The organism is Amycolatopsis sp. NPDC059021, from assembly GCF_042739895.1.
Lineage (GTDB): Bacteria > Actinomycetota > Actinomycetes > Mycobacteriales > Pseudonocardiaceae > Amycolatopsis.
Genome location: NZ_JBHYIQ010000057.1, coordinates 40,092 through 65,354, shown reverse-complemented (window position 1 = coordinate 65,354; position 25,263 = coordinate 40,092). Strand labels below are relative to the sequence as shown.

The following is a 25,263-nucleotide window of genomic DNA, read 5'->3' as shown; positions in this document are numbered from 1 at the left end:
TGGAACAACGGCCAGACCTCGCGCATCGCCTTCAACGAAGCCGAAGTCACCGTCGTCGACGGAGTGCAGCAGTACACCGGCACCGGCACCGTCACCTCCGGTGAATTCACCGGCGCCACCGCCGTTTTCACCTGGGCCTACCTGGTACCCAGCCCCCTGGACTGCCTCGCTCCCGGTGGCCTGACCAGCCAGGATGGCACGGTCGTCGGCGACATCACCGGCCTCTAACCAACCCGCCGATACCCCAAGCCGCCCGCGGGGAACCGCTCTATGCCCCTGGAGCCGAGGGAGCATCTCCGCGGGCACTGAAGATCCGACAGGCGCCCTCGACACACCGGGCACCGGGACAACCTCGTTCCGGGCAACCTTCTTCAACATGCTGACACGACAGGGAACTGCACGGCGCAGAGCAGCTGCCGCTCGCCCGAGGCTTGCCGGAACACTGGTGCGCCGTGCTCCCAGGGGGTGATGGCCGGCACTGGAATGCCGCGTTGGGGTTCGAGCTCGTGCGACCGACGCGCCACCTGCCCCGACCAGCTCCGAAGAGAACCAACGCTTCACGATCCGGCTGCGGTGTCAGCTGGCTCGAGGGGTGCGGCGGCGTTTGGTAGTACGCAACCGGAACGACTCGGTCCCGGTCTCGATGATGGATGCGTCGAACGTCAAGCGATCGACAATCGCGGCGCAGAGCCGCGGATCAGTAAAAGTGCGCGCCCACTCACTGAACGCCGAATTGCTCGCGATGGCAATACTGGAACGTTCCTCTCGCTCGGTGAAAACCTGGAACAGGAGCTCCGCTCCGCGCCGATCAAGCTCGAGGTAGCCGAGCTCATCCAAACACAAAAGATCGACGCGGCCGTAGCGGGCGATCGTCTTGGACAGGTGCTTGTCGTCGGCGGCCTCGACCAGCTCGTTGACCAGTGCGGCGGCGGTGACGTAGCGGACCCGGAACCCGGCCTCCGCCGCGGCGGTCCCCAGCCCGATCAGCAGATGGGACTTGCCAGTGCCCGAGTCCCCGATCAGGCAGACCGGCTGCCCCGCGCGGATCCAGGCGCCCTTGGCCAAGGTATGGACGAGTGCGGGCGGGACGTTCGGGTTCGCGGCGAAGTCGAAATCCTCGATACGTTTCGTCCTCGGGAAACCGGCCTGTTTGACCAGGCGTGCCTTGCGGCGGACCTCGCGGTCCTCGCACTCGATGAACAACAGCTCGGACAGGAAGCTCTTGTAGGTGGCCTGCTGCCGGGCCGCGGCGGCGGCCTGGTCACCGAACCGGTCCCGGATCGTGGGCAGCCGCAGGATCCGGCAGGCCTGCTCGATCGCGGCGTCGGCGGCTTCCTCGGTGATCTGGTCCCGGCCGCGTGTGCTGGTGCGGGTCATGACACGTTCCCCTTCCTCGAAGGATTGCTGAGCAACTGGTCGTAGGCCTCGACCGACGGCGGCGCGGGCCGCGAATCCGGCGGCAGTTCCGCAGCGCGGCGACGCTCCGGCAGTGACACGACCTTGCTGCGACTGCGCCGCGGCCGGGGCAGCTCACCGGCCGCAGCGCCGGTGGCATCTCCGGCCGCGGCGGCATGCTTGCGGGCCTCGATCGCCACCACGTCCGGCGAGACCGACCCAGCCTCCAGCGTGGAGCGGATCCCAGCGATCACATGGGCGTGTCTCATTCGCCGATGCAGCAGCAGGACCTCGATCAGCAGCCGGGTGCCGGCCTGGTCACCGTGCTTGGCCCGCGCGGCGGCCCAGAACGCGTCGTGGGTGGCGGTGAACCAGCCCTTCTCACGGGCCTGTGCCAGCGCGGTCGCCCCGCGTAACGCACCCGGCTTGCCGGCCAGCACTTCCAGGTAGTGATCCAGCACCAGGTGCTGCCCGCCCTTGGTGGCCAACCTCGGATGCCGCGCGACCTCGCTTGAGCCGTGGCACACCACCAGTTCCTCCGCGCCGAGCTTCGCCCGAACCGTCTGGCCGATCAACCGGGCGGGTACTGAGTAAAGCGCTTGGCGCACGGTGATCCTCGAATAACGGTCCACACGCGGTGTCGTGGTCAGCGTGATGTCGAACTCATCCACCGGCAATGGTGCCAGCAGCGGCGCCTCCCGCGCGAAGTCTTCCCCAATCGTGCTGGTGCGGTGGTCAATGTGGCGGGCATCCTCGGCTCGGTCCGCCGCGGCGAGCCGCTCGTTGACGCTCGCGAGCCCGGAAATATCGGCGATCTTCGGGACCGGCACAAACCAACGGCGCCGGAACCGACCGCCCTCGCCCTCGACGCCACCCTTCTCGTGGGCGCCTTCTTTGCCTGGCATGCAGTAGAAACTCGTGACACCGAAGGCAGATTTGAACAACACCCAGCGTTCTGTCTCCACCCTCGACCGTCCAAAGCAGACTCGCAGCACCGCGGAAGACAAGTTGTCGTAACGGATCTCTCCGGCAGGGACACCGCCGAGCTCGGTGAACGCAGTGACGTGGCCAGCGAAGAACGCCTCCTGACCTTGAGAAGAGTACACGCGGTGAATGGCGCGACCACTGAAACTCAGCCGCAGCGTGAAGAGGAAGCACTTCGTGTCGACGCCGCCGACATTGACCCAGACCTCGGCAAAATCCACTTCGGCATCTTGCCCAGGCAAGTGGGTCTGCGGCACAAATCCGTCCACCACACCAGCCCGGTTCCGTGCCTCAAGCAGGATCTCCGGACGACGCTTCGCGACGTACTTCGACACCGTCCGGTACGCGATCCGCGCGTCGTGCTCGTCGACCAACCGCTCCCAGACCCGGTGTGCAGTATGCCGCTGCTTACGCGGCGCACCTAGATCCGCCCGCAACATCTCGTCCATCGCCTCGCGCAACGGGCCCGTCACCGGCGACGAGCGCACCGGCGTCTTCCGCGGTGGCGGCACCGCCGAAGCCAGCGCCTGACGCACCGTCCGGCGATGCACCCCATGCCGCTCAGCCAACGCCCGAAGCGAGAGCCCCTCAACCCGGGCATCCCGCCGGATCAGCGCAAACAACTCCACCCTGGACACCATCCCGGCTCCCACGCGGACGGCCCCTCACCGGCACTGTCCACCCAGGACCCTCAACTCAACCCACCGACGCGCACACCACGCCGACCAAATCCCCCGATCGGTGGGGCCCGCTAACGGTGCCGAACCGGGGCCAAGTCACGATGCCACGGCCACACCACATGCTCGAACGCGTTTACCACCTCGCATCGGCACGCGATCAACCCACGACCAGATGCCCACGATAACAACACGATCCAACAGGAGTCCACAATGGATCGCGAAGGCACGATGACGGAGATCATGGCCGACTACCACCAGCTGCTCGCGGACTACGGGTTCACTCGCGTCGCCGACGTCGCCGACGGCACGCTATTCCGAAGCCCCGATGGGCTGGCCGCGGTGATCGCCAACGACTACGACGGTTCGCTCACTGTGACAGCGTTGACCGCGTTCAGCCCTCAGCTCATCCGCTGGAAGGTGCTCATCGACAACACGAAACCCGACGTGCTCGACAACGCATCCGTCGAGATCCTCGACGCCGTCCTGCACGCGGCCGAACCCCACCTCAGCCATATCGTCCACAATGGACGAGTCGGGCGATAATGGAGGTGGAGTTGTGAAAGGCAAAAGGGGTCGAAGGAGGCCGGCCACACGCCTTCGACCCCGAGATCTACAAGCAGCGGCACGCGGTGGAGTGCGGCATCAACCGGCTCAAACGCCACCGCTGTGGCGACCCGATACGACAAGCTCGCCGTTCGCTACGAGGCCACCGTGCACATCGCCGCGATCAACGAATGGCTCTGACCGACTTCGATAAAGGCCCTAGGGCCAAGCGACGGAAACCTCACCGTGCCAAGGCCAAGTCAAGCCGGACGGGCCGGGGCACGGTGACGCGGGAACAGGTTCAGGCAGTCCGGGGCGGCGGAGGTGGTGCCGTCGTCGTGCGGGACGGCGGTGACGGTTCCAAATGCCCGTCCGACGGTGTTCGCACAAACCCGCGCGCGAGGCCGTGCCACCGGGAAGTCGACGGCGGCCCCGCGCGCGGGCAGACGGCGGGTGTCAGGCATTCGGGGCTGATTCCCCGGACCCGTCGGTCGTCTTCGGGACGTCGGTCTTATCCGGGTTGATGGCGAACCGTTTCGGTGCCTCGCAAGTTTTGCGAGCGTGCCCGTCGGCGACGAGCTTCTCCAAGGCGTTGTTGACCGCGCCGCCTGAGCGGCCGAGGTCCTTGCCGATCTTGGCGGGGCCGAAGCTCTCGCCTGGGTGCTCGGTCAGGTACTTCTCCACCAAGTCCCGCAGCCCGCCCTTGGGCAGTCGGTCCTTGTCCGTGGGGGCCGTGTCGGCGGGTTCGGAAACCGCAGGAGCTGCTGCCGAAGACGGCTCGGGCTCGGTCGCACCATCCACCGGTGCCGTGTCAGGCGGAAGCATGGTGACGTCGCCGTCGCCGGTGGGCGGGGCGGGCGTGTCGTCGGTGTCGGTGGACGCCTCCGTCGCACCGGGGTCCTCGGCCGTGTCGTCGATGTTGGTGTCGTCGGTCGGCTGTTCGGCGCTGGGCACGGTTGCGTTCGTCCGCGCCTCGTCGGTGTCGGCTGCGGCGGTGTCGCTGGTCGACGGTGCGAGTGACCAGGTGTCGGGGTTGCGCGGACCGTCGCCTGCGGTGCGGATCGCGGTGCCGTCGCGGTCCCAGCGGGCCAGGATCTTCGCGGCGGTCGAACGGCCAACTCCGCCCGCCATCGCCAGTTTGGCGGTCGTGGAGCCGGGATTATCGGTCAGCGCCGCCCGCACCTTGTCCTCTGTGGTCGGTGCGTTCTGCTGACCGGGATCGTCGGCCACGGCGTGCAGGTGCCGGTCGTCGTCGGTAGCGGCAGTGGCGTTTGCGGTGCGGGTCTTGCGGTTCTTACGGGACATGACGAACTCCATGTGCTTGGTGCGGAATGAATGGTCATGCCCCGGCCGGGGCGTTGGCCCGCCGGTGCGCATCCGGTGGTTCGGGCTACACGACTATGGACGCTTCGTCACCGCCTCCATGTCAAGCGATTCGTCAAACAAGACATGTGTCTCGTGTGGACACGCGGTGACGGCTAGCTGGCGCGTTTACGTCGTCCGGCAATTTCCCGCGATGGCTTGACAACATCGGCCCTACGGAGCGTCCATATCGACGTACGCCGGACGGCCATCACCCGCCGTCTGATGCCCGACAACACAGGCGCCGTGCCAATCAGTGCACGCCGAAGCCGGATTGCGAATACGACTATGGCCAACATGGGAAATCCGCGGGACGACCGCTACGATTGGGAGAGGGCGCGCGGACTGATAAGCGCCTTCGGCGAATCCAAAACATTGACGGCGTGGTCGCGAGACTGGCGATGTGTCGTGAGTCGAGAGGCAGTCAGGACCCGCCTAGCGCTCGGATGGGCGCCCGAAGACGCCATCACCCGCGCCAAACACGAAAAGCCTCCGCTCGAATTCACCTACTACGGGCGAACCCTGACCTTGCGGGGATGGGCGGAGCAGAGCGGCATTAAGTACCACACCCTCTATAAGCGGATAGCAAAAAGTGGGATGACCTTCGCTGACGCGCTCGCCAAAGGACCCGACGGATCAGATTTCATGGTCGAAGTGACTGCGTTCGGTGAAACAAGACCGCTCTATCGATGGGCGGTCGACGCTCGCGCGAACTGCAGTACCACAACCTTGCGGAAACGGATACTCGCCGGGTGGGATCCGGAACAAGCGATCATAGAGGAACCGGACTCGCGCAACACGCTCGGCAGCGGCGAACCCCTCGCCGCGTTCGGCGCCCGAATGAGCCTGGAGGACTGGGCGCGCCACGCACATATCCCGGCCGCGACGATCAAAAATCGCATGGACAACCATGACCTTACCCTGGAAGAAGCCCTGCGCTCGCTCTGCTGGACACCGAACCAGTCGGATACGGATGCCGCACAATCGGATCTGTCGTAGGTCGCAACCCTGCCGACAAACACGAGCAGGTTCCGCCATCGGTCACATCGCCGTGCACACACAACACGTGTCTTGTATGGACAGTGGGACGCGACGAGTTTTCCGTACCCCATATGGGTCCGATATAGCCACGTCGTCCCGACCGGCATTGACATCCTCGCGAGGACGAAGCGTCCATGTACGTCGTCAACCACATCCACCCCGCCGATCCCGGCGAACACGAAGGGACGCCCCATGTCCACCGCAACCGATATCACCACCGAGACCGCCAACAACACGGCATCGGCCGTGACATCGCTGGTTGGCGACGACTACCACGACACGGCCGAGCTGTCCCTCGACGAGATCGCCGCTCGGGTCCACACCGACCTCCGCGACGTTCAGGGGGACGGCATGATCCCAGCTGATGCGGCGTGGGCCGTGACCGCCGACGAAACCGGCCCGCAGAACCTGATCCGCATCACCGTGGCCGGGCTGCACCGGACGAACGACAACGGCACGATCGACCCGTCGGCCCGCACGGCGACGCGTAAGGCGGTCAAGGTCGCGTTCGGATTGGCCAGCAACTACAACCGGTTCGAGCTGCAGCCCTATCGCCTGCGGTTCCTGACCGTCATCGGAGCCGTCACCGACGACGGCGCCGGATACGGCACCTACGTCGGCGCGATGGTCCAGGACCTGTAGGCCCAGGAAACCAGCTCGCGACAACGCCTCGCGGACACCCATAGCCCACGGTGGGCCGCCCCGACGGCCCACCGTGGCCCGCCCGAGCCGCGTCCGGCCCGCCAACCCTGGAGAAACCCCATGCCCTACAAGGCTGTCTTGTGGATGCGTGTGACGGTTGATGGCGCCGCTCTCGCCGTCCTCGGCTTGGTCGTGTGGTGCGTGCTGTGTGCCCAGCCCGTGTTGGCGGTCGTGGCGGGCGGGGTGACCGTGCTCGCCGTCGCGACGGCCCGGACCGTGCGCCGAGAGCCCACATGGGCCGTGCACGACCTCGGTGAGGAGCACCGGGAGCTGGTGGCGTTGATCGAGGCCACACCCGCCGGGAGCCTTCTCTACGACCCGGTCGACGACATCGGCCTGATCTGCCACCACGACAGCGACTCGCCCGAACGCATCCTGACCCGCATCACGGGAAGCGACGTCGACGCCATCCACGGCGACAACCGCCCCTGGATCATGGTCGAACGCTTCCGCACCGAACCCGGCCACCCCGCCGTCGTGGCCCACCGCGTCGAACCCCACGCGGTCACCCTCGACGACACCGGGCACATTGTCGGCGCGGCACCGATGGCCGAACCACCCAGCAGGGCCGAGCAACGCGCCGCCGCCGAGGACATGTTCATCAACACCGCAGCCACATTCGCCACCGCACCCGACGTCCGGCTCGTCATCCGGCAACTCCGCAGGGCACAGCCCCTCCCATAGCCGCGACCCCAGGGCCCGCCCCGTTGCCGACGCCACCACCGAGAAGACCCATGCCGCACATCGTGCTCGCGGGCCCGCGACCGCATCCGGCTGGCAACAACAATCAACTATTTCAGGAGAACACCGTGAGCAACCGCAAGAAAACCAAAGTCGATATGCTCATAGTGGCGTTGGATGTCTTCACCGTCGTCGCTTTTGTGGTCGCCCTCGCCTGCTCCGAATGGTTCGCGGCAGCGGTCATCGGCGGACTCCTCGCCCTCGACACGGTTCTGGCGACCGTGATTCGTCGGCGCCGCCGTCGGGCGTAGCACCCACATCGTCGTCTCGGGTCAGGGGTCGATGTGCGAGCCCGCAGTGCGCGTGACCGTGGCGGTAGCGCGTGTGGGCGGCTGTGTCCTCCTGAAACCTTGCAACGAGTGCAAACCCGCTGGGGAAGAAACGTGGATGAATCCGATCTGCCGCGAATGACTCTGGGTGCTGCTCGGCGGGTGTCCACTCAGGACGCGAGGCGAGCTGTGGTCGCCACCTTCCATGACCCGCAATGGACCGCGCCGGTCCGCGATGCGCCTGGCCTGCTGCGCTACCGGCGACACGAGTGCGAACTGCGTGTGCGCACCGCCGACGGCGTGGTGTGCTTCGTCGGGTTCCACCTCGATGACACCACTCACCAGGCGCCCGTGCGCGCGGCACCGCCGCGCCGCCACCGACGACGATCAGGGGGCGCTGGCACGGCCTGGCCCACCACCTGGCGTGAACTGCGCACCCGGCTCCGCGCGGCCGGGTGCCAGCTCTCCCATGGTGGCAAGCACTGGCGCGCACACCTTCCTGACGGACGCACCTACACCTTGCCTGCCACCGCGTCCGACCACCGTGCCCTGCGTAACGCCGCCCACGACCTGATCGCGCTCGGCATCGACATCCGCCGGTCGGATGGACACCGCTGACCTCAGCGCAGGCGCCGCCGCTTCCCTGCCGGACTCGGCGGAGGCGGGTCTCCGGCGCCGCATCGAACGTCCACTTCACCTGGTGGGCCGGGTTGCGCCGAAGTAGTCGTCGCCTGTGGCGCGGTAAGGCGCGATCTTGACTGGTTGCCCCCACGTTGAGGCGTGGACCATGTTCCCGTTGCCGAGGTAGAGCCCGACATGGTGGATGTTGCGGGGAGTGCCGTAGAACACGAGGTCTCCGGGCAGCAGTGGCTCTCCCGCGGCGACAAGGGGGCCCGCGGCATACTGGGCCTGTGCCGTGCGGGGTAAAGATATTCCGGCCGCTGCGTAGGCGGCCTTGGTCAAACCCGAGCAGTCGAATCCATTGTCGCCATTCTGGGGGCCATTGCCGCCCCACACATACGGCAACCCCCTTTGCCCGCACCCGTAATTGATCGCGGTCATCGCGGCGGGCGTGGCCGCCTGGATGTTATTGCAGTCCCCGCTTCCGGCCATCGCGGGCGCCGGTTGGCACCGTACCCCGGACACGGCGGCAACGATCGCGCGCGCCTTGTCCTCGTGCTGGGCGTAGGCGTTCGGGAACCCCGATCCCTGGACTGCTTGCGCGGCGTCGTTGACGCTCATCTTCTGCCAGTTCGGCGTGGCCGTGAGGTGTTCGAAGAATTTTATCGCCGCGTAGGTCGGGGCGGTGATCTGTTGCGGGGTGCCCCAGCCCATCGAGGGCCGTTGCTGGAAGAGCCCGAGCGAGTCGCGGTCGCCGTAGGGCAGGTTGCGCAGCTGGGATTCCTGCATGGCGGCGGCGATCGCGACCACCCAGCCTGGCTCGGGCACACCCCTCTGCTTGCCGACCGCGACGATGGTGGCGGCGTTGCCCATCTGCTCGACGGTCAGGCCCGGCACCGTGCCGGTTGGCGCGCCGTCCGGAGTGCAAGTCAGCGAACCCGACGAGCCGCTGCTGCCGAAGAGGCTGCTGACGACGCCGGCGATCCCGGCGCCGATAAGTAGCGGAATGGCGAGGACCACGGCAGCGACACCGGCCCCGAGTTTGCTTCCCATAGTCGGATCGCTGTCCTTTCCGAGGTGCTCGCAGCGGTGTGGCGAAAAGGGGCCCGCGCAGCCGCCGAGGGAACACGGGGCCTTGCGTCAGTGCATGCCGCGTGCGACGCGGTTCGGCGTGGCCGGCGGCGGGATCGGACTCGGCGGGGGCAGCCGGTACGGCGAGGCTGCCGCGGCGTCACCGGTCTCGCCCTCGCCGTCCTCGGACGTGGTGGGGTCGGTCGGCGGCGCCAGGCCGGGCCAGGCGTCCGCGAGGTCGGCGAGGCTGTACCGCGGGCCAGCGCGATCGGCGCGCGCCGAGGTCAGCGGCAGCCACACCGCCTCGCCCGGGCTCGGGTGCGGCGCGGCGGGGTCGAGCAGGTCGGCCGCCGCGGTGGCCACCGGCACCGCGCGAGGGGCATCGAGTTCGGTGTGGACCCGGGCCAGCGCGGTGCGGGCCCCGGCTTCGCGGCGGGTGGTGGGCAGCCACACCAGCACCGGCGTGGCGATACCGGTGCTCTCGGCCAGCCGCGCGTACCCGCCGAGTTTGCGGCCGACCTTGCTCAGGGATTCGGTGCCGGTGTCGAACTCGAGGAACCACTCCACCTCGCGGACGGAGGTCGCGGCGCCTGTGCGCCAGCGGCCGTAGCCATCCGGGATGACGAGGTCGCCGAAGTGTCTGGCGCAGCGGGATTCCGACCACCACGCCACCACCGCCTCGGTGCTGCGGGTGTGGCGGGTGCGGGCGATGAGCGAGGTGAAGAAGTCGTTGACGCCGACGGTGTGCGCGAGGCGCTGGTTGTGGGCGATGGCCATGGCGCGGTCGTGCCGGTAGCCGAGGTCCTTGACCTCGAGGCCGTGTTCGGCGGCGAGCACGGCGGCCCCGGCGGGGCCGAGGACGTAGTGCATGGGGGCGGACCCGAGCTGCTGGAATGGCTGGAACCTGCTGACAGCGCGCCAGAGGTAGAGGTCGCGCAAACGTTGGCGGGCCGAGCGGCCGGAGGGGAAGGCGGCGTCCTGGATCTGGGCTGTGGTCAGGACCCGGTGCTCGTGCAGCAGGGCCAGCAGCCATTTGTCGCGGTCGGTGAGCCGGGAGGCGAGCATGGCCTGGTGTTCGACCGAACCGGCGGCGCGGGCGGTAGTGCGGCCGGGTAAGTGGCCGCGCAGGGTGTGCTGGCGGGTGGTGGTCGTGATCACGAGCGCTCCTCGACGAGGTGAATGTCGCGAATCGCGGTGGATGCAGAAGATGTGAGTTTGATTCAGAGTGCCGTTTCGTGCTCATAGAATTCATCGGTGCGATCCGGCGCGCATTGCGTGGTAAAATTGCTTGAAGCGTGTCGAAAGGGGTGTCGATGACGAGGGATGACTTCAACCCCTTCACGGATCCTGTTACGCCACATGACCTCCGTCGTATGACCTTGGAGTACGAGGAGTGGGAACGCGGCTGGCGGGACGATGACGGGCGACCGCTCCGCAATAGAGTGTTTCTTGCGATTTGGCGCGAAATTCGATGGCCGTGGTATGGACTTGTCGTCCTGGGTGTGGCATTGCTCGCCGCGCTGACGGTGGTCGGTCTTATCGTCAGTGGTGTTTTCTAACACCGCGCCACCTACGGTCAGACGAGAATCCGCCCACGTCGGGCGGACGGGGCACCGTGCGGTCGTGTGCTTCGCCGAATAGCGCATGTCGCGAATACTGTCCCTCCACCGGTAGTCAACAGGGTGTGGATAAGGGCTGTGGGTAACCCGGAACTCAGTTACGGGCGGGTGCGGCGTGGGTCGGTCTTGGGTGGCCGGGTCGGCGGAACTCGTCGCCCGGTCGGCGCGGGCCGTGTCGCGGTGGCGGGCGCGCCGACGTGGGTTGGCGCGTCACCGTGCGCGGTGTTGTGCGCGCGGCGCTGGGCGCGCAGCGCGGAACGAATTTCGCGTGCCCGCCCGGGAATGGGGTCGGGCAGGGGGGTGGTGGTCATGGTGAAGGGCTCGGTTTCCTCGCCGCGCACGACCAGCCGGGTGGCGGTGTGGTAGACGCCGAGGTGGGACAGGTCGTGATCGGACAGCCGCGGTGCGGTGTGGCGGGCGAGTTCGCGGGCGTCCTCGGGGCTGGCGGAGTAGATGATCTTGTTTCGGGCGTTGGTGGAGATGCCTTCCTTCAGTTCTTTCGATAGCTGGCCGAGGTGCTGGTGGGCCAGGATGAATCCGTTCCGGAACGCGCGGGATTCGGCCAGCATGTCTTCCATGGGGTAGGGGAGATTCAGGAAGTTGTGGCATTCGTCTATCACGGTGTGCGCGTCGGGGCGCAGGCGCTGCGGGACGCGGGCGCGGGCGGTGGTGGCCTGCCAGGTGCGTGCCACGACCAGGGAGCCGACCAGCCGCGTCGTTTCTTCCCCGAGGGAGCCTTTGGGGATGCGGACCAGGCAGATCCCGCCCTCGTTGAGCACGTGGGCCATGTCCACTGTGGAGCGTCCTCCGGCGATGGCTTCTTTCACGAAGGGGCGTAACAGGAACGCCCGGAGTTTGTTCATCAGCGGCGAGATCACCTGCGAGCGACTGGAGTCGGTGAGGCCGTCGTACCACTCCCAGAATCCGTGCAGGACCGGGTCGGTGAGCCCGGCGGTGATGCGGGACCGGAACGCCTCGCTGACAAGCAGTTTCGGCAGGTCCGCGAGAGTGGGCACGCCTTCTTGCGCCCGCAGCGTCAGGCAGGCGGCGCGCATGAGGTCGTCGGTGCGCGGGCCCCAGAACGCCGAGTACACCCTGCGGAAGACGGAGACGAGGTTGTCGACCTCCCGGTCGGTTTCCCCGCCCTCCAACGGATTCAGGACGGGCGGACGGTGCCGGGAGTCGGCGTCGAACAGCACCACTCTGTCGGCCGCGCTGCGCGGGATCCGGCTGAGGATGTCGGTGACCAAGTCTCCCTTCGGGTCGACCAGGACGACGCCGCGGTTGTTGTCCACGTCGTCGAGGATGATGGTGCCCAGCAAGGTCGACTTCCCCGAGCCGGTCGCCCCGACCACCTGCGTGTGATAACGCGCGTCGGCGACCCGCAGGCCGACCGGCCGGGCATGGCCGGCGTCCGAGTGTCCCAGCGGTATCACGTCCGGTCCTGGCGCGGCGATCCCGGGCGGTGGGGCGACGGCCTTGGCTCCGGCGCGTTCGACGCCGGGGATTTCGGCGTCGACCGGGAGGTGCGCGATCGCCGCCAGTTCCGGCACCGACAGCAGGTCGCCGCGGTCGAGGCGCCGGTCGGCGAGGGCGTGGGCGGGGTGGCGCAGGCGGGTGCGGGTGTAGTGGTTGTGGTCGGTGTAGGCGGCGAACGCGGCGGCCAGCGCGTGCGCCCGTCCCCGCGCGGTGTCGCGGGCCTGACGCGCCAGCGCGTCGGCCGCGTCGGCGGGCAGGTCGGCGGCCACGGCGTAGCGCACGACGGTCTCGTACTGCGAACCGCGCTGTTTGCCCACGATGGCCTTGTTCTGGGCGGAATATTCCAGCGACAGCTGCGGGTCCTGGCTGATTCGCCGCGAGTCTGAGGTCCGCCCGCCGCGGGTGGCGTTGGTGCCCGGCGTGATCACGTCGAGGAGTCGCCCACCGAGGCGACCGGATGAGCCGTGGTGCACGCGGCGGGCGGCGCGGCGGGCCTGGGCGACGCGGCGGCCGGTGACCGGCCGGGCGAGGATCTGCACGCAGGCACGCTCGTCGCGGCCGAGACCCACCGGCGCGCCGAGCAGCCCGCGGATCGGGTCGGCGTCGAACGCGGTGCGGATCGGCAGTGCCTCGGAGCGGGCGAGGCGCAGCTGCCCGCCGACGGTGATCCGCCGCCGCCCGGGCTCCAGCGCGGGGAACGGGGAAGCGGCGGGGCTGGTGCGGGTGTGGGAGCCGGGCCAGGCGGCCTCGACCGCTCGTTCCACTAAGGACGGTGGGATGACGCCGGGCACCCAGAACTGCACGGTGACGCCGTGTTCGCCGAACACGTACTCCATCGCCAGATGCGGCTGGCCGGCCCACAGCCGTCGCCAGGCGGGGCGTAAGAGTCCGATGAGGTTGGACCAGACCGCGGCGCCACCGGCGGGATCGACGGTGGGTGGGGCGAGCACGGTGATCCGGCGAGCATCGACCCGCAGCGCGGCCTGGCGACGAGCGCGCCACCAGTGGCGCGCCACGATCGAACCCGCCACCGTCACGGCCAGGACCGGCACGACGACCGGTCCCCACGCCAGCGCCCACTCGCGCAGCGCGGCGAGCAGGGTGGCGGTGGTGCCACCCGGGTCGCGCAGGTAGTCACCGAACCAGTTCTGGATCACCGGCGATGCCGCGTCGCGGGTAGCCATGGCGGAACTCCCTTCCGGGAAACGTCGTGCGAGACAAGAAAAAGAGCGGAGCCGGGGCCGGTCACGCGGGATCGAGGTCGACCTGTCCCGCGTCGTCGAACCCGTCACCGTCGAGCTCCGCGTCGGTGCCCAGGGCGACGGCGTCGAAGGAGGCGGCGGTGTCGGCGGGCCCGAGGTCGACGTAGGCGTCGGCGAGACCGTGGTCGGTGGCGTCGGGGTCTTCGTCGGCGAACCGGGCGAGTTCGGCAGGATCGGTGGTGACCAGGAAGTTCTCCGTGGGCGAGGCCAGTGACTGGAACGCCACTCTGTGCATCCCCGAGCTGAGAAGGCCCTGGCCGCGCTCGGCGGAGAGCAGGAACTGCCGCTCTCCGGCGGAGAGGTCGAAGGCCTCGGCGATCTCGTCGATGACTTGGGGTGCCTGACTCAGCAGCACCTGGGTGTCCGCGTTGGACACGATGGCTTTGCCCAGTTCGCTGCCGAGCACGTCGGCGATGTCTTGCGTCGACACGGTGAGCCCGCACCAATATTTGCGAGCGGCCTTGGCCATGCGGAACAAGAACTTCGCGCCCTCGGGCTGTTGCATCAGCAGCCACGCCTCGTCGACCACCACCAGCCGGGGACGGCGGTAGGCGGGGTTGGACACGCGGCGCCAGACGGCGTCGAGCACGAGCAGGGTGCCGATCGCGCGCAGCTCATCGGGCAGATCCCGCAGGGAAAACACCACAAGGTGCCCGTCCGGGGCGGCGGTGGTGGGCCCGTCGAAGAGATCGGCGAACGACCCGTCGACGAACGGATGCAGCCGGGCGGCCAGGTCGGCGGCCACCGCGTCGCCACCGTCGCCGGAGGCGGCGAGCACGTCGCGCAGGTCGCATAGCAGCGGCGCCGGGCGTGTCCAGGTCCGGGCGTCGTCGGTGATGCCCGCGCGGTGGTAGGTGGTGGTGATCGCGGTGTCGAGCACGGCCCGCTCGGCCGCGGTGACCTCGGCACCGAACAGCACCGACAGGACGGTGTGCAGGAACAGGCTGCGCCGTTTGAGCGCGTCCCGCGGGGCGGTGCGGTGCCCGCGTGCGTCGGTGTGCACGGGCAGGTCGAACGGGTTCAGCCGGACTCCGCCCGCGCCGAGGTGCACGTAGGTGCCGCCGACCTGGGAAGCCAGGCGCGCGTACTCGTCCTCGGGGTCGATGACGAACGCCTGCACTCCGTCTCCGGCCCAGCCGCTCTCGTCGTCGCCGAGGGAGCGGTAGAGGCTGCGCAGGGTCTCGAGTTTGACGAGATACGACTTGCCCGCACCGGAGCGTCCTAACACGACGGTGTTGTAGTTGTCGCAGGCGAACCGGTCCCAATGCACCAACCCGGCCGAGCCGACGTTGTAGCCGTAGAGGACCCCGGACGGTGCCGAGGTGGTCGGGTCGGTCGGCGGCAGATCCGGCGAGGTGAACGGATACGCCGCGCTGACCGCCGCGGTGTCGAACGTCCTCTTCAACCCCAGCGGATCCAGCCCGAGTGGCAGGGTGGTCACCCAGCCCTGCAACGCCCGGTAGGTCGCGGGTTTCGCGTCGAGCAATAGCGACGCGCACAGCGACCGCAGCGCCGAGACTTCCTCGGCGAGCGCTTTCTCGTCCGGGGCGTGCACGGTCAGGTACAGGCCGAACTTGAAGAGTTTCCCGTCGCCACGGGCGATGCGCCGGGATAGGTCGGCGGCGTCCTCGGCGGCGGCGTCGAGATCCGGGTCGTCGAGCCGGTCATTCCGCGCGGTGTGCCGCCTGCTGGATTCGAGTTTGGCGCGTTGCTTGCGCAGTCCGCTGGCGGCGGTGGCCGGATCGATCGGCACCACGTGCACCGAGACATCCAACCGGGCCGGGTAGGTCAGCAGCGGCGCGAGAAAGCCGGGGTAGACCTCCTGCGGATACCCGGTGACCCCGAAGCTGGCGACGAACTCGTTGCCGACCTCGAGGTGCCGGGCCGACACCGACAGCGCGTCCGGGGTGAACGCTCCCGCCGACCCGGGCCGGGCCGCCGGGGCGTGGTTTCTGGTGCGTGCCATGGGATGTCTACCTACTTTCGATCTGTCGGGTAGGCCCCCCGCATTGCTGCGGGGGAGCCCCCCTCAGAACCGGACGTGCACCTTTCGGCGCATCCGGCTCAAGCAGGTCCCAAGGACCGTGCGGAAGAGAGCTCCAGGGGGCCACGCTGACTGCCGGTTGCGTGGTGACTGTGGTGGCAGTCGGCGTGGATGAGCATGGGAGATTGCGCATGGTGTCCTCCGGTTGATCGGTAGATCAGGCTGTCCGTGGCGCGGGTGCGGTGTAGTGCCGTGAACCAATTCGCCCAGTCGCGTACTGAGTCCGGTTCGTAGCCCGCGCCCGCGATGAGGTCCAGCCCGCAGAGTGGGCAGAGCCCTTTCTGTTTCGCAGCAAGGCTGACGTGGAATTGCCCGTCTGCCTGTGGGTGCCTGCGTTTCCGTGTCCGCGCGGCCCAGTAATCCGTCAGGCTCGGGTCGTCTTTGGACGCCGTTCCCTTGACCGGGATGTGCCGTTGAATGACGGTCCACACGAACTTGTACAGGTACCGTCCACTGTGATGATCGCCGAACACCCAGTGGTCGTCGCGCCGGGAATGGAAGCGCCCGAAGTACCGGTCCTTGGTCCATGACCGGCTTTTCCGGGGATGCCGCCGCAGGGCCCATCTCCATGTCCTGTGCCACACGTAGTGGTCCAGGTCGGCGAAGATCTCCTTGGCTACCGCACCGCGGTAGTAGGTGGCCCAGCCCTTGATCAAGGGATTGAGACGCCGGATCAGCAGCTCCGTGGTCGGGCTCTGCTCGACGATCCGGCGGATCTTGTCCTTGACCCGTTTCACCGCCTCGGCGCTGGGCTTGATGAGCGTCTTCGGGCCGTACTTCCTCACGTTGAAGCCGAGGAAGTCGAATCCATCCTCCAGCCGGACGATTCGTGTCTTGTCCGGATGGATGGTCAGCCCGCGTGGCTCCAGCCACTCGGCCAGATTCTCCTTGACCTGTTCGGCCTCGGTCTTCGAGGTGCAGAACACCACGAAGTCGTCGGCGTAGCGGACCAGGAGCGGCACCTGGGCCCTCTGCCTTTCGGTGAGGGTGTCCAGGTCGCCGATGGCGGTTCCCATGCCGTGCAAGGCGATGTTCAGCAGGAGCGGGCTGATGACCCCGCCCTGAGGCGTTCCCTCCTCCGTGGGCGCGAATCGCCCGTCCTGCATCACACCGGCCTTCAACCACCGGAGGATTGCCCCGGCTGCGGGGAAACCTCCGACGGCGTCCATCAGGCGGGTGTGGTCGATCCTGTCGAAAGCGCCGGCCAGATCCGCGTCGAGGACCCACGTGCGGCGAGTGTTGCTGCGCGCCGTGAGCCGGAAGATCTTCTCGATCGCGTCGTGACAGCCGCGTCCAGGACGAAAACCGTAGTTCTTGCCCTCGAACCGCGCTTCCCATTCAGGTTCCAGGGCGTTCTTCACCCTGGCCTGCTGCGCCCGGTCCCGGATCGTCGGGATGCCGAGCGGACGAGTTTTCCCACCAGCCTTCGGGATGTGCACTCGCCGTACCGGCCTGACGTCGGTGGCGGGCTCGTCGGCGAGTGTCCTCGCCAACCTTCCCCGCTCCTGTGCCGTCAGAGCCCTCGCCCCGTCGATGCCGGGAGTACGGCGCCCTGCGCTCAGCTGCGTGACCCGGCGAACACTCACGAGAGTGTTCGCGCGGGAGCGCAGCATGAGCTTCTGGAGATTCCGGACCTTCTTCAGGTCCCCTTCCTGCGCGGCCGTGAAGATCCGTTGCCTCAGTCGCCGTACGTCCCGCTCGGCCTGCGCCCAGTTGATGCTGTGCCAGGCTTGCGCGTCGCCCGTGGCCTCGTTCAACGGAGGCACCGCCATGTCGGCTACCGCGTCCACGTTGTTCCCTTCCGTCGTCTAACTCGGCTGCTGGTAATGACTTCTGTGTGCTCGGTTGTCCTCACGGACCCACCAGACCCGCGTGGGCTCCCTTTCGGGCCCGGCCACCATGGGCCGGTATCCGCCGGGTTATGCGCAGCGGCTGAGGTGCCGGGTGCTGCGGTTTCCCCTGGGCTTTCGCCCCAGCGGCGTTCGCTTCTCGGGTCTTCCTGTTCCCGCAAGGGAGTTCTGCCGTGGTTGCCCGTGGCTTACCGAAACGCATCCGCTTCGGACCCTTACGGGGTTTCGCTGTTCCGCTCCTTCCAGATACGACCTGCGAGGACGTCCCCTATACCCCGGACCCGGTGGTGATCACGCCGTCCGATAGACGACTCGGACGGCCACGTGGGCTTCTCAACCCGGTGGGCCATTAACCGCCGATTGCTTGCCATGACGCGGTCTGACTATGACGAGGCTTCATCAGGGATTCACTGGTGTTCGTCCGTCAGGTCTTCTCCCCACCCCGTGGCTCCGCCATGGCTCGGCAGTGCCCTTCGGGCTTTCCGGGAGGCTTCTCCCCACGCCGTTACCAGCGCAGTTCGCTCCCTGGGAGACCGGCTCAGTGATCACTTAGCCGGAGCGACAGTCCACCTCCTTCTTGTCGCCACTGGTTGGAGCGGCTTTTCAGCTCGCACCGTCGTCGTAGTCCCAGTCCTCGTCGTCGGACAGCCACGGCCCCGCCGCCTGCGAGCGGCCGGAGCGCGACGGCCCAGGGCGTGGCGGCTTCGGGCGTGCGGGCTCGGGTCCGCGAGCCGACGGACGGGAGGGGGGCGTCGCCGGAGCGCGGCGCGCGGATGACGGCGCGGCGGCCGTTCGTGTCGGCCGGGCCGGGAGGGATTCCGTCGCGAGGTCGGTGTCGTCGGGGCCGTAGAGGTCGGTGAAGGTGGTGGTGGCGGTGACGACCTCGTCGGCTCCGGCCAGCCCCGTGGTGGACGGTGGCAGGAAGGTGTCGGGGTTGCACGCCGCCGCCAGCACCCCGGTCGCGGCGGCGGCGTCAAGCGGGGTGGCCACGATCCCGGCGGGAGTGAGCAGTTCGATGGCCTCACCGAGGCGCCGCACCAGCCGTTGCTCGGCCGCCTGCCGCACTCCCTCATCCACCGGCTGCTCGCCGTCGCCGCGGTGGCGTCGCCACGGCAGCACGCTCGACGCGGCGGCGGGTGCCGGCCCGGTACGCAGCGGCTCGCGCAACACGAGCAGCACCTGGCGGCGCAGCAGATCCGCGTGCGCGGTGAGCTCGGCGAGGTAGTCGGCGTGGTCTCGCGCGGCGGCTTCCAGCGCCGGGTGGGGGAGCCCGCCGGCACGGGCCCGCAGGTCCACGATCTGGGGTGCGAGGTCGAGGCGTTCGGCGCGGACCAGGATCTGCACCGGCGCGGTCAGGGAGTGCAGGTAACGGGCGAAGGACGCGACGAGCGCCTCCTGCTCCCCGGCCGTGCGCAAGGAGAAGTTCACCGTCGAGCAGACGGCGATGACCGCGAGCCCGTCGGTGCCGAGGTCGACGACCCCGGCCTGCGCGCCGGTGTCGGTCACACCGCTGGCCGGGAGTTCCAGCGGTGCCGGGGACACCGGCTCGGCCCCCGCTGCCGGGTGCCGTCCACGGCGGCCTCGCGTGCGGGGGCCGGGTTGCTGGGCGGTCAGCCAGGCCGGGGCCGCGCGCACGCCTTCGGGCGCGGCGACCCGGTGCCGCGGGGACAGGTGCTGGCGGATCGCGGCGAGGGCGAGCTTGTCCAGGGGCAGCCCGTCACGCCGCCCAAGCGCTAGCACGGTGACCGTGATCCCGACCGGGATGGCGATGATGAGGAACACCGGCAGCGGCACGAACGCGCGGGTGGCCGAGTAGAGGCCGTAGAGCCCGAGTCCGGCGACGCCGAGGATCGCGAGTTGCCGGGCGGTCAGCGGGCCGAGTACCCGGTCCGGGCGGTCGACGTCGGCGGGCACGCGCACGGGAGAAGTCATGGCGACTAGTCCTCACTTCTTCTTCGGGCCCCGCCGGGCGGGCAGGTCCAAAGGCAGGGGCAGCTGCGTTCCGGCGCGCCCCTTCGGCGGCGAGGCGCCCGCGTCCTTGGCCGGTGGCGGCGGTGTGGGCTTGGGCTGGCGCCGGACTCCGAGCGGCAGCGGGTACTGGCCCGAGGCCAGCGGCCGGTTGCCGGTGTAGGCATCCCGCGTCGGGCGGCGCGGGGCGCGGGCGGCGCGGTTGATCCGCCCGGACGGGGTGATCAGCCCCGGGCCGGTCTGCCGCGGCGGGCTGGCCGGTGCGGAGTTGGCGGCCTCGTCGGCCAGCGTCCGCCGAGGCGCGCGCGGTGGCGCGGGACGCAGATGGATCGGCAGCATCCCGGTGTTCGGCGCCACCAGTGCGTGGGGCAGGTGCGCGGGAGGACGGGCGTTGCGGTTGATCCGCCCATCGGTGGTGAGCAACCCGGGCTGCGGCACTGGAGGCGGCATCCCGCCGCTTCGCCCGGCGGCCTCGTCGGCCAGCGACCGCCGCCCGATCCGATCGGGGTCGCGCCGCGTGGTGATCGGCAACCCGAGCTGATCACGCGGCAGCGCGCCGGGCAGCGAGTCCGGCGGCAGCGCCCGCGGGTTGGCCGCCACTCCACGCTCGTCCCCGGACCCGCTCGCGGTGAACAGCGACATCTGCCCAGGACCGGGGCGCCGGTCCGTCCCGTATCCGGTGCCCGGCAGCTCGCCGAGGCGCGGGGACCGACGCGGCGCGGGCAGCGTGCGGCGGACCCGCATCGGCAGCATGAACTGACCCGAGCGCGTGGACGGCGGATCCGCCGGAGCACCACCGTCGCCGCTTCGCATGCGGAGCCCGCCGCTCTTGCCGCCTTTGCCGCCGAACAGGGAGCTGACGCCGCCGAGCAGACCCATCGCCTTGTAGGCGATCGCGCCGCGCACCAGCGAGCCGAGCATCGACCGGCGCCCACTGCCGCGCAGCGGGGACAGGCACCAGAACGGGATCTTGATCTCCACCCACACCAGCGCCACGCACGCCAGCAGGGTGACCAGCCCGGAGGCGGAGACGCCGAACACGGTGAACCCGCCGGGGGCCAGGAAGACCCGCAGCTGCACGACCAGCACCAGGGACTGGCCGATCTGGATCGCCAGCACGCCACCGAAGGCTTTCCACCACGCCTGGGCCACGCCCTCGGTGTGCGGGAGGGCGTGCCACATCAGCGCGATCGGGGCGGCGGCGATCAGCAGGATCGTCACGATCACCCGCACGATGAACGTGATCAGCAGGATCACGATCATCACCACGAGCGCCAGGCCGATGAAGACCAGCCAGCCTTGCCCGCCGTTGAGGACGCCGAGAACCATCCCGGTCAGCGCCTTGCTCGCGGCCTCGGGGCTGACGCCCTCGCCCATCACCGCCTGGGCGAGGGCGTTAGCGATCTGGATCGCCTTGGTGGCGATGAACAGCGACAGGGTTCCGGCGAGGAACCCGACGACGAGGCGGGGTGCGATCTCTTTGATGGTGTAGCGGGTCTGCAGGGTCTCGTAGCCCATGAGAAGCATCCCGGCGACCACGACGAGGATCACGTAGACGGTGAGCAGGATCTGCCACGACTGGGTCCACAACTGCCCGACGCCGGGCAGCGCGCCCGGCTCCGGGGTAGTCAGCAAGGTCTTGCCGAGCAGGTCCAGCAGCGGGTTGAGCGCGGTGGTCACGACGGTGCGGAAGAAGCTGTCGATGCCCTCGGTGACGCAGGCGAGCGGGTCGGTGATGCCGCACTTGTCGGGCGGCTTACCGGTGCCCGTCCCCGGTGCCGGAGTCTGCCCCGGCCCGCGGGGGTCGAGCGGGCTCGGCTGCGGAATGCAGTTCGGCCCGTCACACGGCGCGGGTGCCGAGGTGGTCGGCGGGCCGAAGGGAGCGCACTCGGGCATCACGGCACCCGGGAAGCACGACACCGGCGGCTGCGACGGCGGAACGAGCGGACTGCTCGGCGGTCCCGAGGGCTTCGGCGGCCGCGTATTGCCCGGCAGCAGGCACGCGGGATCAGCCGAGCCGGGACCACAGTCCGGCTGCGGCACCGTCGGCAACGGCAACACCGGCGGTTGCACGGGCACCAGCGGCGCCGCCGCTGCCACGGGCGCGGGTGCGGCCGAGGCGGTGAGCGCGATTCCGGCGAGGGCCGCCAGCAGCGGCACCACCACCGCGAGAACACGGGCCCAGCGACGTGGGGGCATCCACCGGGCCCCACCGCCGTGTGCGCGACAGCGCCTCGCGGTGCCCGTCGGTGGACCGGCCATGAGCCGCTCGTCGCGGCCGGGCCCGGTGCTCGCGCGCGTACTGTCACGGCCCGAATCGGTGGCCCGGGCCGGACGCGCGATCGGCGTCGTCGCGTGGTGCCGGGCGGGGTCGCGTGGGCGGGCGGAGCGCGTGTGGCGATGTGCGGTCATGGCTCACACCCCGCCGACGATGCCCTTGAGAATTTCGACCACGAGCGGGGCGAGCGCGGCGAGCCCGAAGCCGATCAATCCCGCTTTAAACGCGCCTTTGGCCTTCTCGATCTCCCCGGGGTCGCCTCCGGCCATCAGGTACCGCAGCCCGCCGATGGTCACGAACACCACGGTGACCAACCCGAGGAGCCCCAGGATCCAGTTGCGGATGTTGTTCAGAACGTCGTCGACCGTGCGGGCGAGCGCGACAATCTGGACCGTCTCCGCCCGCGCGACCGAGGACATCAGCAACACCCCGGTGGCGACGAGCCACCCGATCAGCAGCACGAGCCGGCGGCGGCGGCGCGCACCTCGCCGCGGCGGCGTGGGCGCAGGGGTGATGTCGGCCGCACCCGCGCAGCGGCTCCCGGCGTGGTGCGCAGCTGTGGTCGCGGACCAGGGATGCCTCGGACGCGGTCGCGGCGTGGGGGCAGGGGAGCCGGGACGGCGGCGCAGTGCCGCACGGCGCCGGGTCGTCGGGTGTGGACGATGACGATGGCGTAGTGGTGTCGGTCGCATCAGCGGACCTCCCGGCTGGTGCGCGCGGCCGGACCGGGGCGGGTGCGGCGGGCGCGGGAACGGCGGTCTGCGGGCAGGCGGGTCCCGCGCTCACTAACTCCGGATTTCGGGCCGTTTCGGGACACGGGAGCGCGCAGCTTTTTCGCCGACGCGGCTTGCGCCCTGGTCACGTTGCGTAGCCGGGTGCGGTGCGTGGGTCCGGGCTTCGCGACCGGAGGCGGCGCGCTGTCGCCGGGCGGGGCACCGTGCTCCGGCGTGGCGTCGGCGACGCCGTCGGTAGCGCTGTCGGTCAGGTAGGCGGTCAGCCGTGCCTCGGCTCGGTGGCGGGTGTGTTTCGCGGTGTCGTAGGACTGGCCGCGGGCGTGTGCGGCTTCGGCCAGCGCGACGTCGCCGACGCGGGTCGCGGAGATGAGTTCCGCCTCGCTGCCGGTGATGACGCCCGCCTCGACCGCGGCGGCCAGGACGAGGTCCGGGTGTCCGCTGGGCCGCGGCGGAGGCGCGGAGCGGGAAGCGAGCTCCTCGTGTGGGACCGGGCGCTCCAGCATCTCGCGCAGGGCCTGTTCGCCCGCGCGGTACGCGGTCCACCGCAGCCGCACCAGCACCGCCCGCCGACCCAGATCGACGTCGTGCAGTCCCTCCAGGAACCCGGCCAGGATCGCGGCGTGGATGTCCTCGCGGTCTGCGGCATTCAGGCCGCGAGTGAGCGTGCGCGCGGCGGGCAGCAGGACCGGCAGCGCCAGACCGGTGCAGGCCACCGTCCACTTCCCGCCCTCGGCGCGGGACAGGCTGACCAGATGGCGCCACGCCGCGTCCCGCGTGTCCTGACTGCACGACGGTGACAACAGCACCGTGCCCAGCTCGTCCAGGGCCAGCAGCCGAGGTGGCACGCCGGTGATGTCCCGGCCGTCGACCGAGAGCGGCGCCGGCCCGGCCACCAGCCACTCGAAGCTGGTCCAGGCGGTGTCGAAGACGTTCGCGTCCTCGACAAGAGCCGGCTTGGAACGAATGAAGAAAACGGGGTCTTTCGTTTCTGTCTCAGACAACGACAAGTCCATGGCGGAACTCCCCGGGGGCAATCGGCATTGGTGAGCCACCAGGAAGCCGTGTGCGCCGCCTCAAAACCGCACCAAAGCCGCCTCGCGGGCGCGACAAAAGCGCCTCAAACTCTTGGTGCGCGTACGGACGGGTCGACTAGCCAACTGCTGAAAGCAGCCTTCCGTTGTCGGTTGAGGCACCCGAAAGTAGGTACTTGAGCAGCTAAAAAACTCGCCGCTGCCCTCGCGGCGATCGGGTAGCGCCTCAGATGCTCTGCGTGTTGGCGGGCGTTGAGGCGCTTGCCGTGGGAAGTCTCGAAAAATTCTGGCCGATGCGGGTTCGTGCGACGCGAGTTCGCCGTGTTTTCCGAGTTGCTGCAGGGGTTTCGTCTCAGTCGCTCGTCTCTTCGTTGGCCCGTGGCGAGAAATTGCAAAATTTTCGGGACACGTCGTGTCCCGAACGGCCCTGTTTTTCGGAGTTAGGGGATGACAGCAAGCAAGGCCCTGGGCTCACGCGGCCCGGTGTCGTTTCATCCTGGAGGGCCGCACATGACCCAGCGCTCGCAGTCCCCGGACGGTCGTCCCGGTCGCCGGTCAGACTCGACTCGCCCGCCGCGTACGCGGCGCGGGGGCGACCGCGCTCCCTACCCCGGAGCCCGCGCTCGCGCCACCGGTGCGGGTGCCCGACCGATCCGTGCGACCTCCCGTCCCGAGAGCACGACGGCGCCGTCGCGCCGGCGTGCGACGCCGACCGCGCCGACTCCGGCGACGGTATGGACGTGCGGAGGCGAACCGGTCGACGCCCACGCGGCGTGGCCGGTGCCGATCGTGGAGACCATCACGGCGGCGTTCACCGCCTCCGGTGCGCACGTCGTCCTCGTCGACATCGACACGGCCACGCGCACCGGTGCCGACCGCGCCACACCGACAGGCGACGCGTCGGCGGTGGTGGCGGCGCGGGAGGCGGTGCGCGCCCTCGACCGCACCGCCGAGACGCTCACTCTCGACCCGCGCACGCCCGTGCCCGCCGCGTCGTCGCGGCCGTTCTGGGCCGACCTCGTCACCGACTCCGCCGACCCGTTCGCGGCCCTCGCCAGCACACCGTCGCGCCCGGCGCGCACCGGAGCTCTCGCGGGTGCGGACGCGCTCGAATCGGGCGCCGGTGCGCGGGCGGATCTGGTGCTCGTGTCGTTGCCCGCGCGTGCCACCGAGTCGGTGTCGCTGGACCGGATCGCGCTGCTGGCGGCGCACCGGTTGCGCCAGGGCGGCATCTTCGCGGTGTATACGCACAGTGACTGGATGCGGGAGCGGTTGGCCGACCCGACCGGCGCGATCGTGGCCGCCGCGCAACACGCCGATCTGCTCTACCTCCAGCACATCGTCGCCCTGCACACCCCCATCGAGAAGGGGCGTCTGCACGCCGCGCCGAGCGCGACCGTGACCGCCGAGTACGACCGCGCCCGGCACCGCGCGACGGTGCGCGGACTGCCCGCTCCGCACCTGCGCGCGCACGGCGATGTCCTCGCCTTCGCGCAACCTGCCGACCCTGCCGCGCCGCCACCCGACACCGGTCCGGCGATCACCGCGCCCGGCACCGGAGACCACCGGTGACTCCGCGCGTGCCGCGT

20 protein-coding genes are annotated in these 25,263 nt (G+C 69.4%); 8 read left to right on the top strand and 12 right to left on the bottom strand.

The window, feature by feature from the left end:
• On the top strand, positions 1-228 hold a 228-nt coding region (locus ACFWX1_RS29335), incomplete at its 5' end, for a hypothetical protein (protein ID WP_378392729.1).
• Between the two features lie 348 nt (positions 229-576).
• Here ACFWX1_RS29335 and istB read toward each other — a convergent pair.
• Together istB and istA are read right to left on the bottom strand one after the other, a co-directional pair.
• The gene (gene istB / locus ACFWX1_RS29330; RefSeq protein WP_378392727.1) at positions 577-1,377 is read right to left on the bottom strand and encodes an IS21-like element helper ATPase IstB; all 801 of its coding nucleotides are present in this window, start codon (positions 1,375-1,377) and stop codon (positions 577-579) included.
• Entirely contained in the window at positions 1,374-3,020 is a 1,647-nt protein-coding gene (gene istA / locus ACFWX1_RS29325) for an IS21 family transposase (RefSeq protein WP_378392725.1), read from the bottom strand. The genes istB and istA overlap by 4 nt, the downstream gene beginning before the upstream one ends.
• A gap of 249 nt (positions 3,021-3,269) precedes the next feature.
• On the opposite strand from istA, the gene ACFWX1_RS29320 reads away from it, so the two are divergent.
• Positions 3,270-3,602, top strand: a complete 333-nt coding sequence (locus tag ACFWX1_RS29320) for a hypothetical protein (RefSeq protein ID WP_378392723.1) — start codon at positions 3,270-3,272, stop codon at positions 3,600-3,602.
• Between the two features lie 456 nt (positions 3,603-4,058).
• Here ACFWX1_RS29320 and ACFWX1_RS29315 read toward each other — a convergent pair whose 3' ends face one another.
• Positions 4,059-4,907, bottom strand: coding sequence for a hypothetical protein (locus tag ACFWX1_RS29315; protein ID WP_378392721.1), 849 nt, complete (start codon positions 4,905-4,907; stop codon positions 4,059-4,061).
• Between the two features lie 345 nt (positions 4,908-5,252).
• Here ACFWX1_RS29315 and ACFWX1_RS29310 point away from each other — a divergent pair, with 345 nt between their 5' ends.
• The 5 genes from ACFWX1_RS29310 (at position 5,253) to ACFWX1_RS29290 (ending at position 8,335) form a co-directional block, all read left to right on the top strand.
• Positions 5,253-5,963, top strand: a complete 711-nt coding sequence (locus ACFWX1_RS29310; protein WP_378392719.1) for a hypothetical protein — start codon at positions 5,253-5,255, stop codon at positions 5,961-5,963.
• 234 nt (positions 5,964-6,197) lie between these two features.
• Positions 6,198-6,647 carry a hypothetical protein gene (locus tag ACFWX1_RS29305; RefSeq protein ID WP_378392717.1) on the top strand — a complete coding sequence of 150 codons (450 nt, stop codon included), beginning with the start codon at positions 6,198-6,200 and terminating at the stop codon, positions 6,645-6,647.
• Positions 6,648-6,791: 144 nt separating this feature from the next.
• Positions 6,792-7,391, top strand: a complete 600-nt coding sequence (locus ACFWX1_RS29300) for a hypothetical protein (RefSeq protein ID WP_378392715.1) — start codon at positions 6,792-6,794, stop codon at positions 7,389-7,391.
• Between the two features lie 50 nt (positions 7,392-7,441).
• The gene (locus ACFWX1_RS29295) at positions 7,442-7,699 is read left to right on the top strand and encodes a hypothetical protein (RefSeq protein WP_378392713.1); all 258 of its coding nucleotides are present in this window, start codon (positions 7,442-7,444) and stop codon (positions 7,697-7,699) included.
• 180 nt (positions 7,700-7,879) lie between these two features.
• Entirely contained in the window at positions 7,880-8,335 is a 456-nt protein-coding gene (locus ACFWX1_RS29290; RefSeq protein ID WP_378392711.1) for a hypothetical protein, read from the top strand.
• 75 nt (positions 8,336-8,410) lie between these two features.
• Here the strand turns inward: ACFWX1_RS29290 and ACFWX1_RS29285 are convergent, their stop codons facing one another.
• From ACFWX1_RS29285 to ACFWX1_RS29245, 9 genes are all read right to left on the bottom strand, one after another.
• Positions 8,411-9,391: a C40 family peptidase gene (locus tag ACFWX1_RS29285; RefSeq protein WP_378392709.1), complete on the bottom strand. Its 981-nt coding sequence runs from the start codon at positions 9,389-9,391 to the stop codon at positions 8,411-8,413.
• An 87-nt stretch (positions 9,392-9,478) separates the two neighbouring features.
• Positions 9,479-10,567 carry a replication-relaxation family protein gene (locus ACFWX1_RS29280; protein ID WP_378392707.1) on the bottom strand — a complete coding sequence of 363 codons (1,089 nt, stop codon included), beginning with the start codon at positions 10,565-10,567 and terminating at the stop codon, positions 9,479-9,481.
• A gap of 559 nt (positions 10,568-11,126) precedes the next feature.
• The gene (locus ACFWX1_RS29275; RefSeq protein WP_378392705.1) at positions 11,127-13,691 is read right to left on the bottom strand and encodes a type IV secretory system conjugative DNA transfer family protein; all 2,565 of its coding nucleotides are present in this window, start codon (positions 13,689-13,691) and stop codon (positions 11,127-11,129) included.
• A 61-nt stretch (positions 13,692-13,752) separates the two neighbouring features.
• On the bottom strand, positions 13,753-15,735 hold the full coding sequence (locus ACFWX1_RS29270; protein WP_378392703.1) for a VirB4 family type IV secretion system protein: 1,983 nt from the start codon (positions 15,733-15,735) through the stop codon (positions 13,753-13,755).
• A 98-nt stretch (positions 15,736-15,833) separates the two neighbouring features.
• Positions 15,834-17,585: a group II intron reverse transcriptase/maturase gene (gene ltrA / locus ACFWX1_RS29265; protein WP_378392731.1), complete on the bottom strand. Its 1,752-nt coding sequence runs from the start codon at positions 17,583-17,585 to the stop codon at positions 15,834-15,836.
• A gap of 681 nt (positions 17,586-18,266) precedes the next feature.
• On the bottom strand, positions 18,267-19,595 hold the full coding sequence (locus ACFWX1_RS29260) for a PrgI family protein (RefSeq protein ID WP_378392701.1): 1,329 nt from the start codon (positions 19,593-19,595) through the stop codon (positions 18,267-18,269).
• 12 nt (positions 19,596-19,607) lie between these two features.
• Positions 19,608-22,043, bottom strand: coding sequence for a hypothetical protein (locus ACFWX1_RS29255; protein WP_378392699.1), 2,436 nt, complete (start codon positions 22,041-22,043; stop codon positions 19,608-19,610).
• 3 nt (positions 22,044-22,046) lie between these two features.
• The gene (locus ACFWX1_RS29250; RefSeq protein WP_378392697.1) at positions 22,047-22,370 is read right to left on the bottom strand and encodes a pilin; all 324 of its coding nucleotides are present in this window, start codon (positions 22,368-22,370) and stop codon (positions 22,047-22,049) included.
• A gap of 230 nt (positions 22,371-22,600) precedes the next feature.
• The gene (locus tag ACFWX1_RS29245; RefSeq protein ID WP_378392695.1) at positions 22,601-23,644 is read right to left on the bottom strand and encodes a sigma-70 family RNA polymerase sigma factor; all 1,044 of its coding nucleotides are present in this window, start codon (positions 23,642-23,644) and stop codon (positions 22,601-22,603) included.
• Between the two features lie 810 nt (positions 23,645-24,454).
• Here ACFWX1_RS29245 and ACFWX1_RS29240 point away from each other — a divergent pair.
• Positions 24,455-25,246, top strand: coding sequence for a hypothetical protein (locus ACFWX1_RS29240; RefSeq protein WP_378392693.1), 792 nt, complete (start codon positions 24,455-24,457; stop codon positions 25,244-25,246).
• The last annotated feature ends 17 nt before the right edge of the window (positions 25,247-25,263 follow it).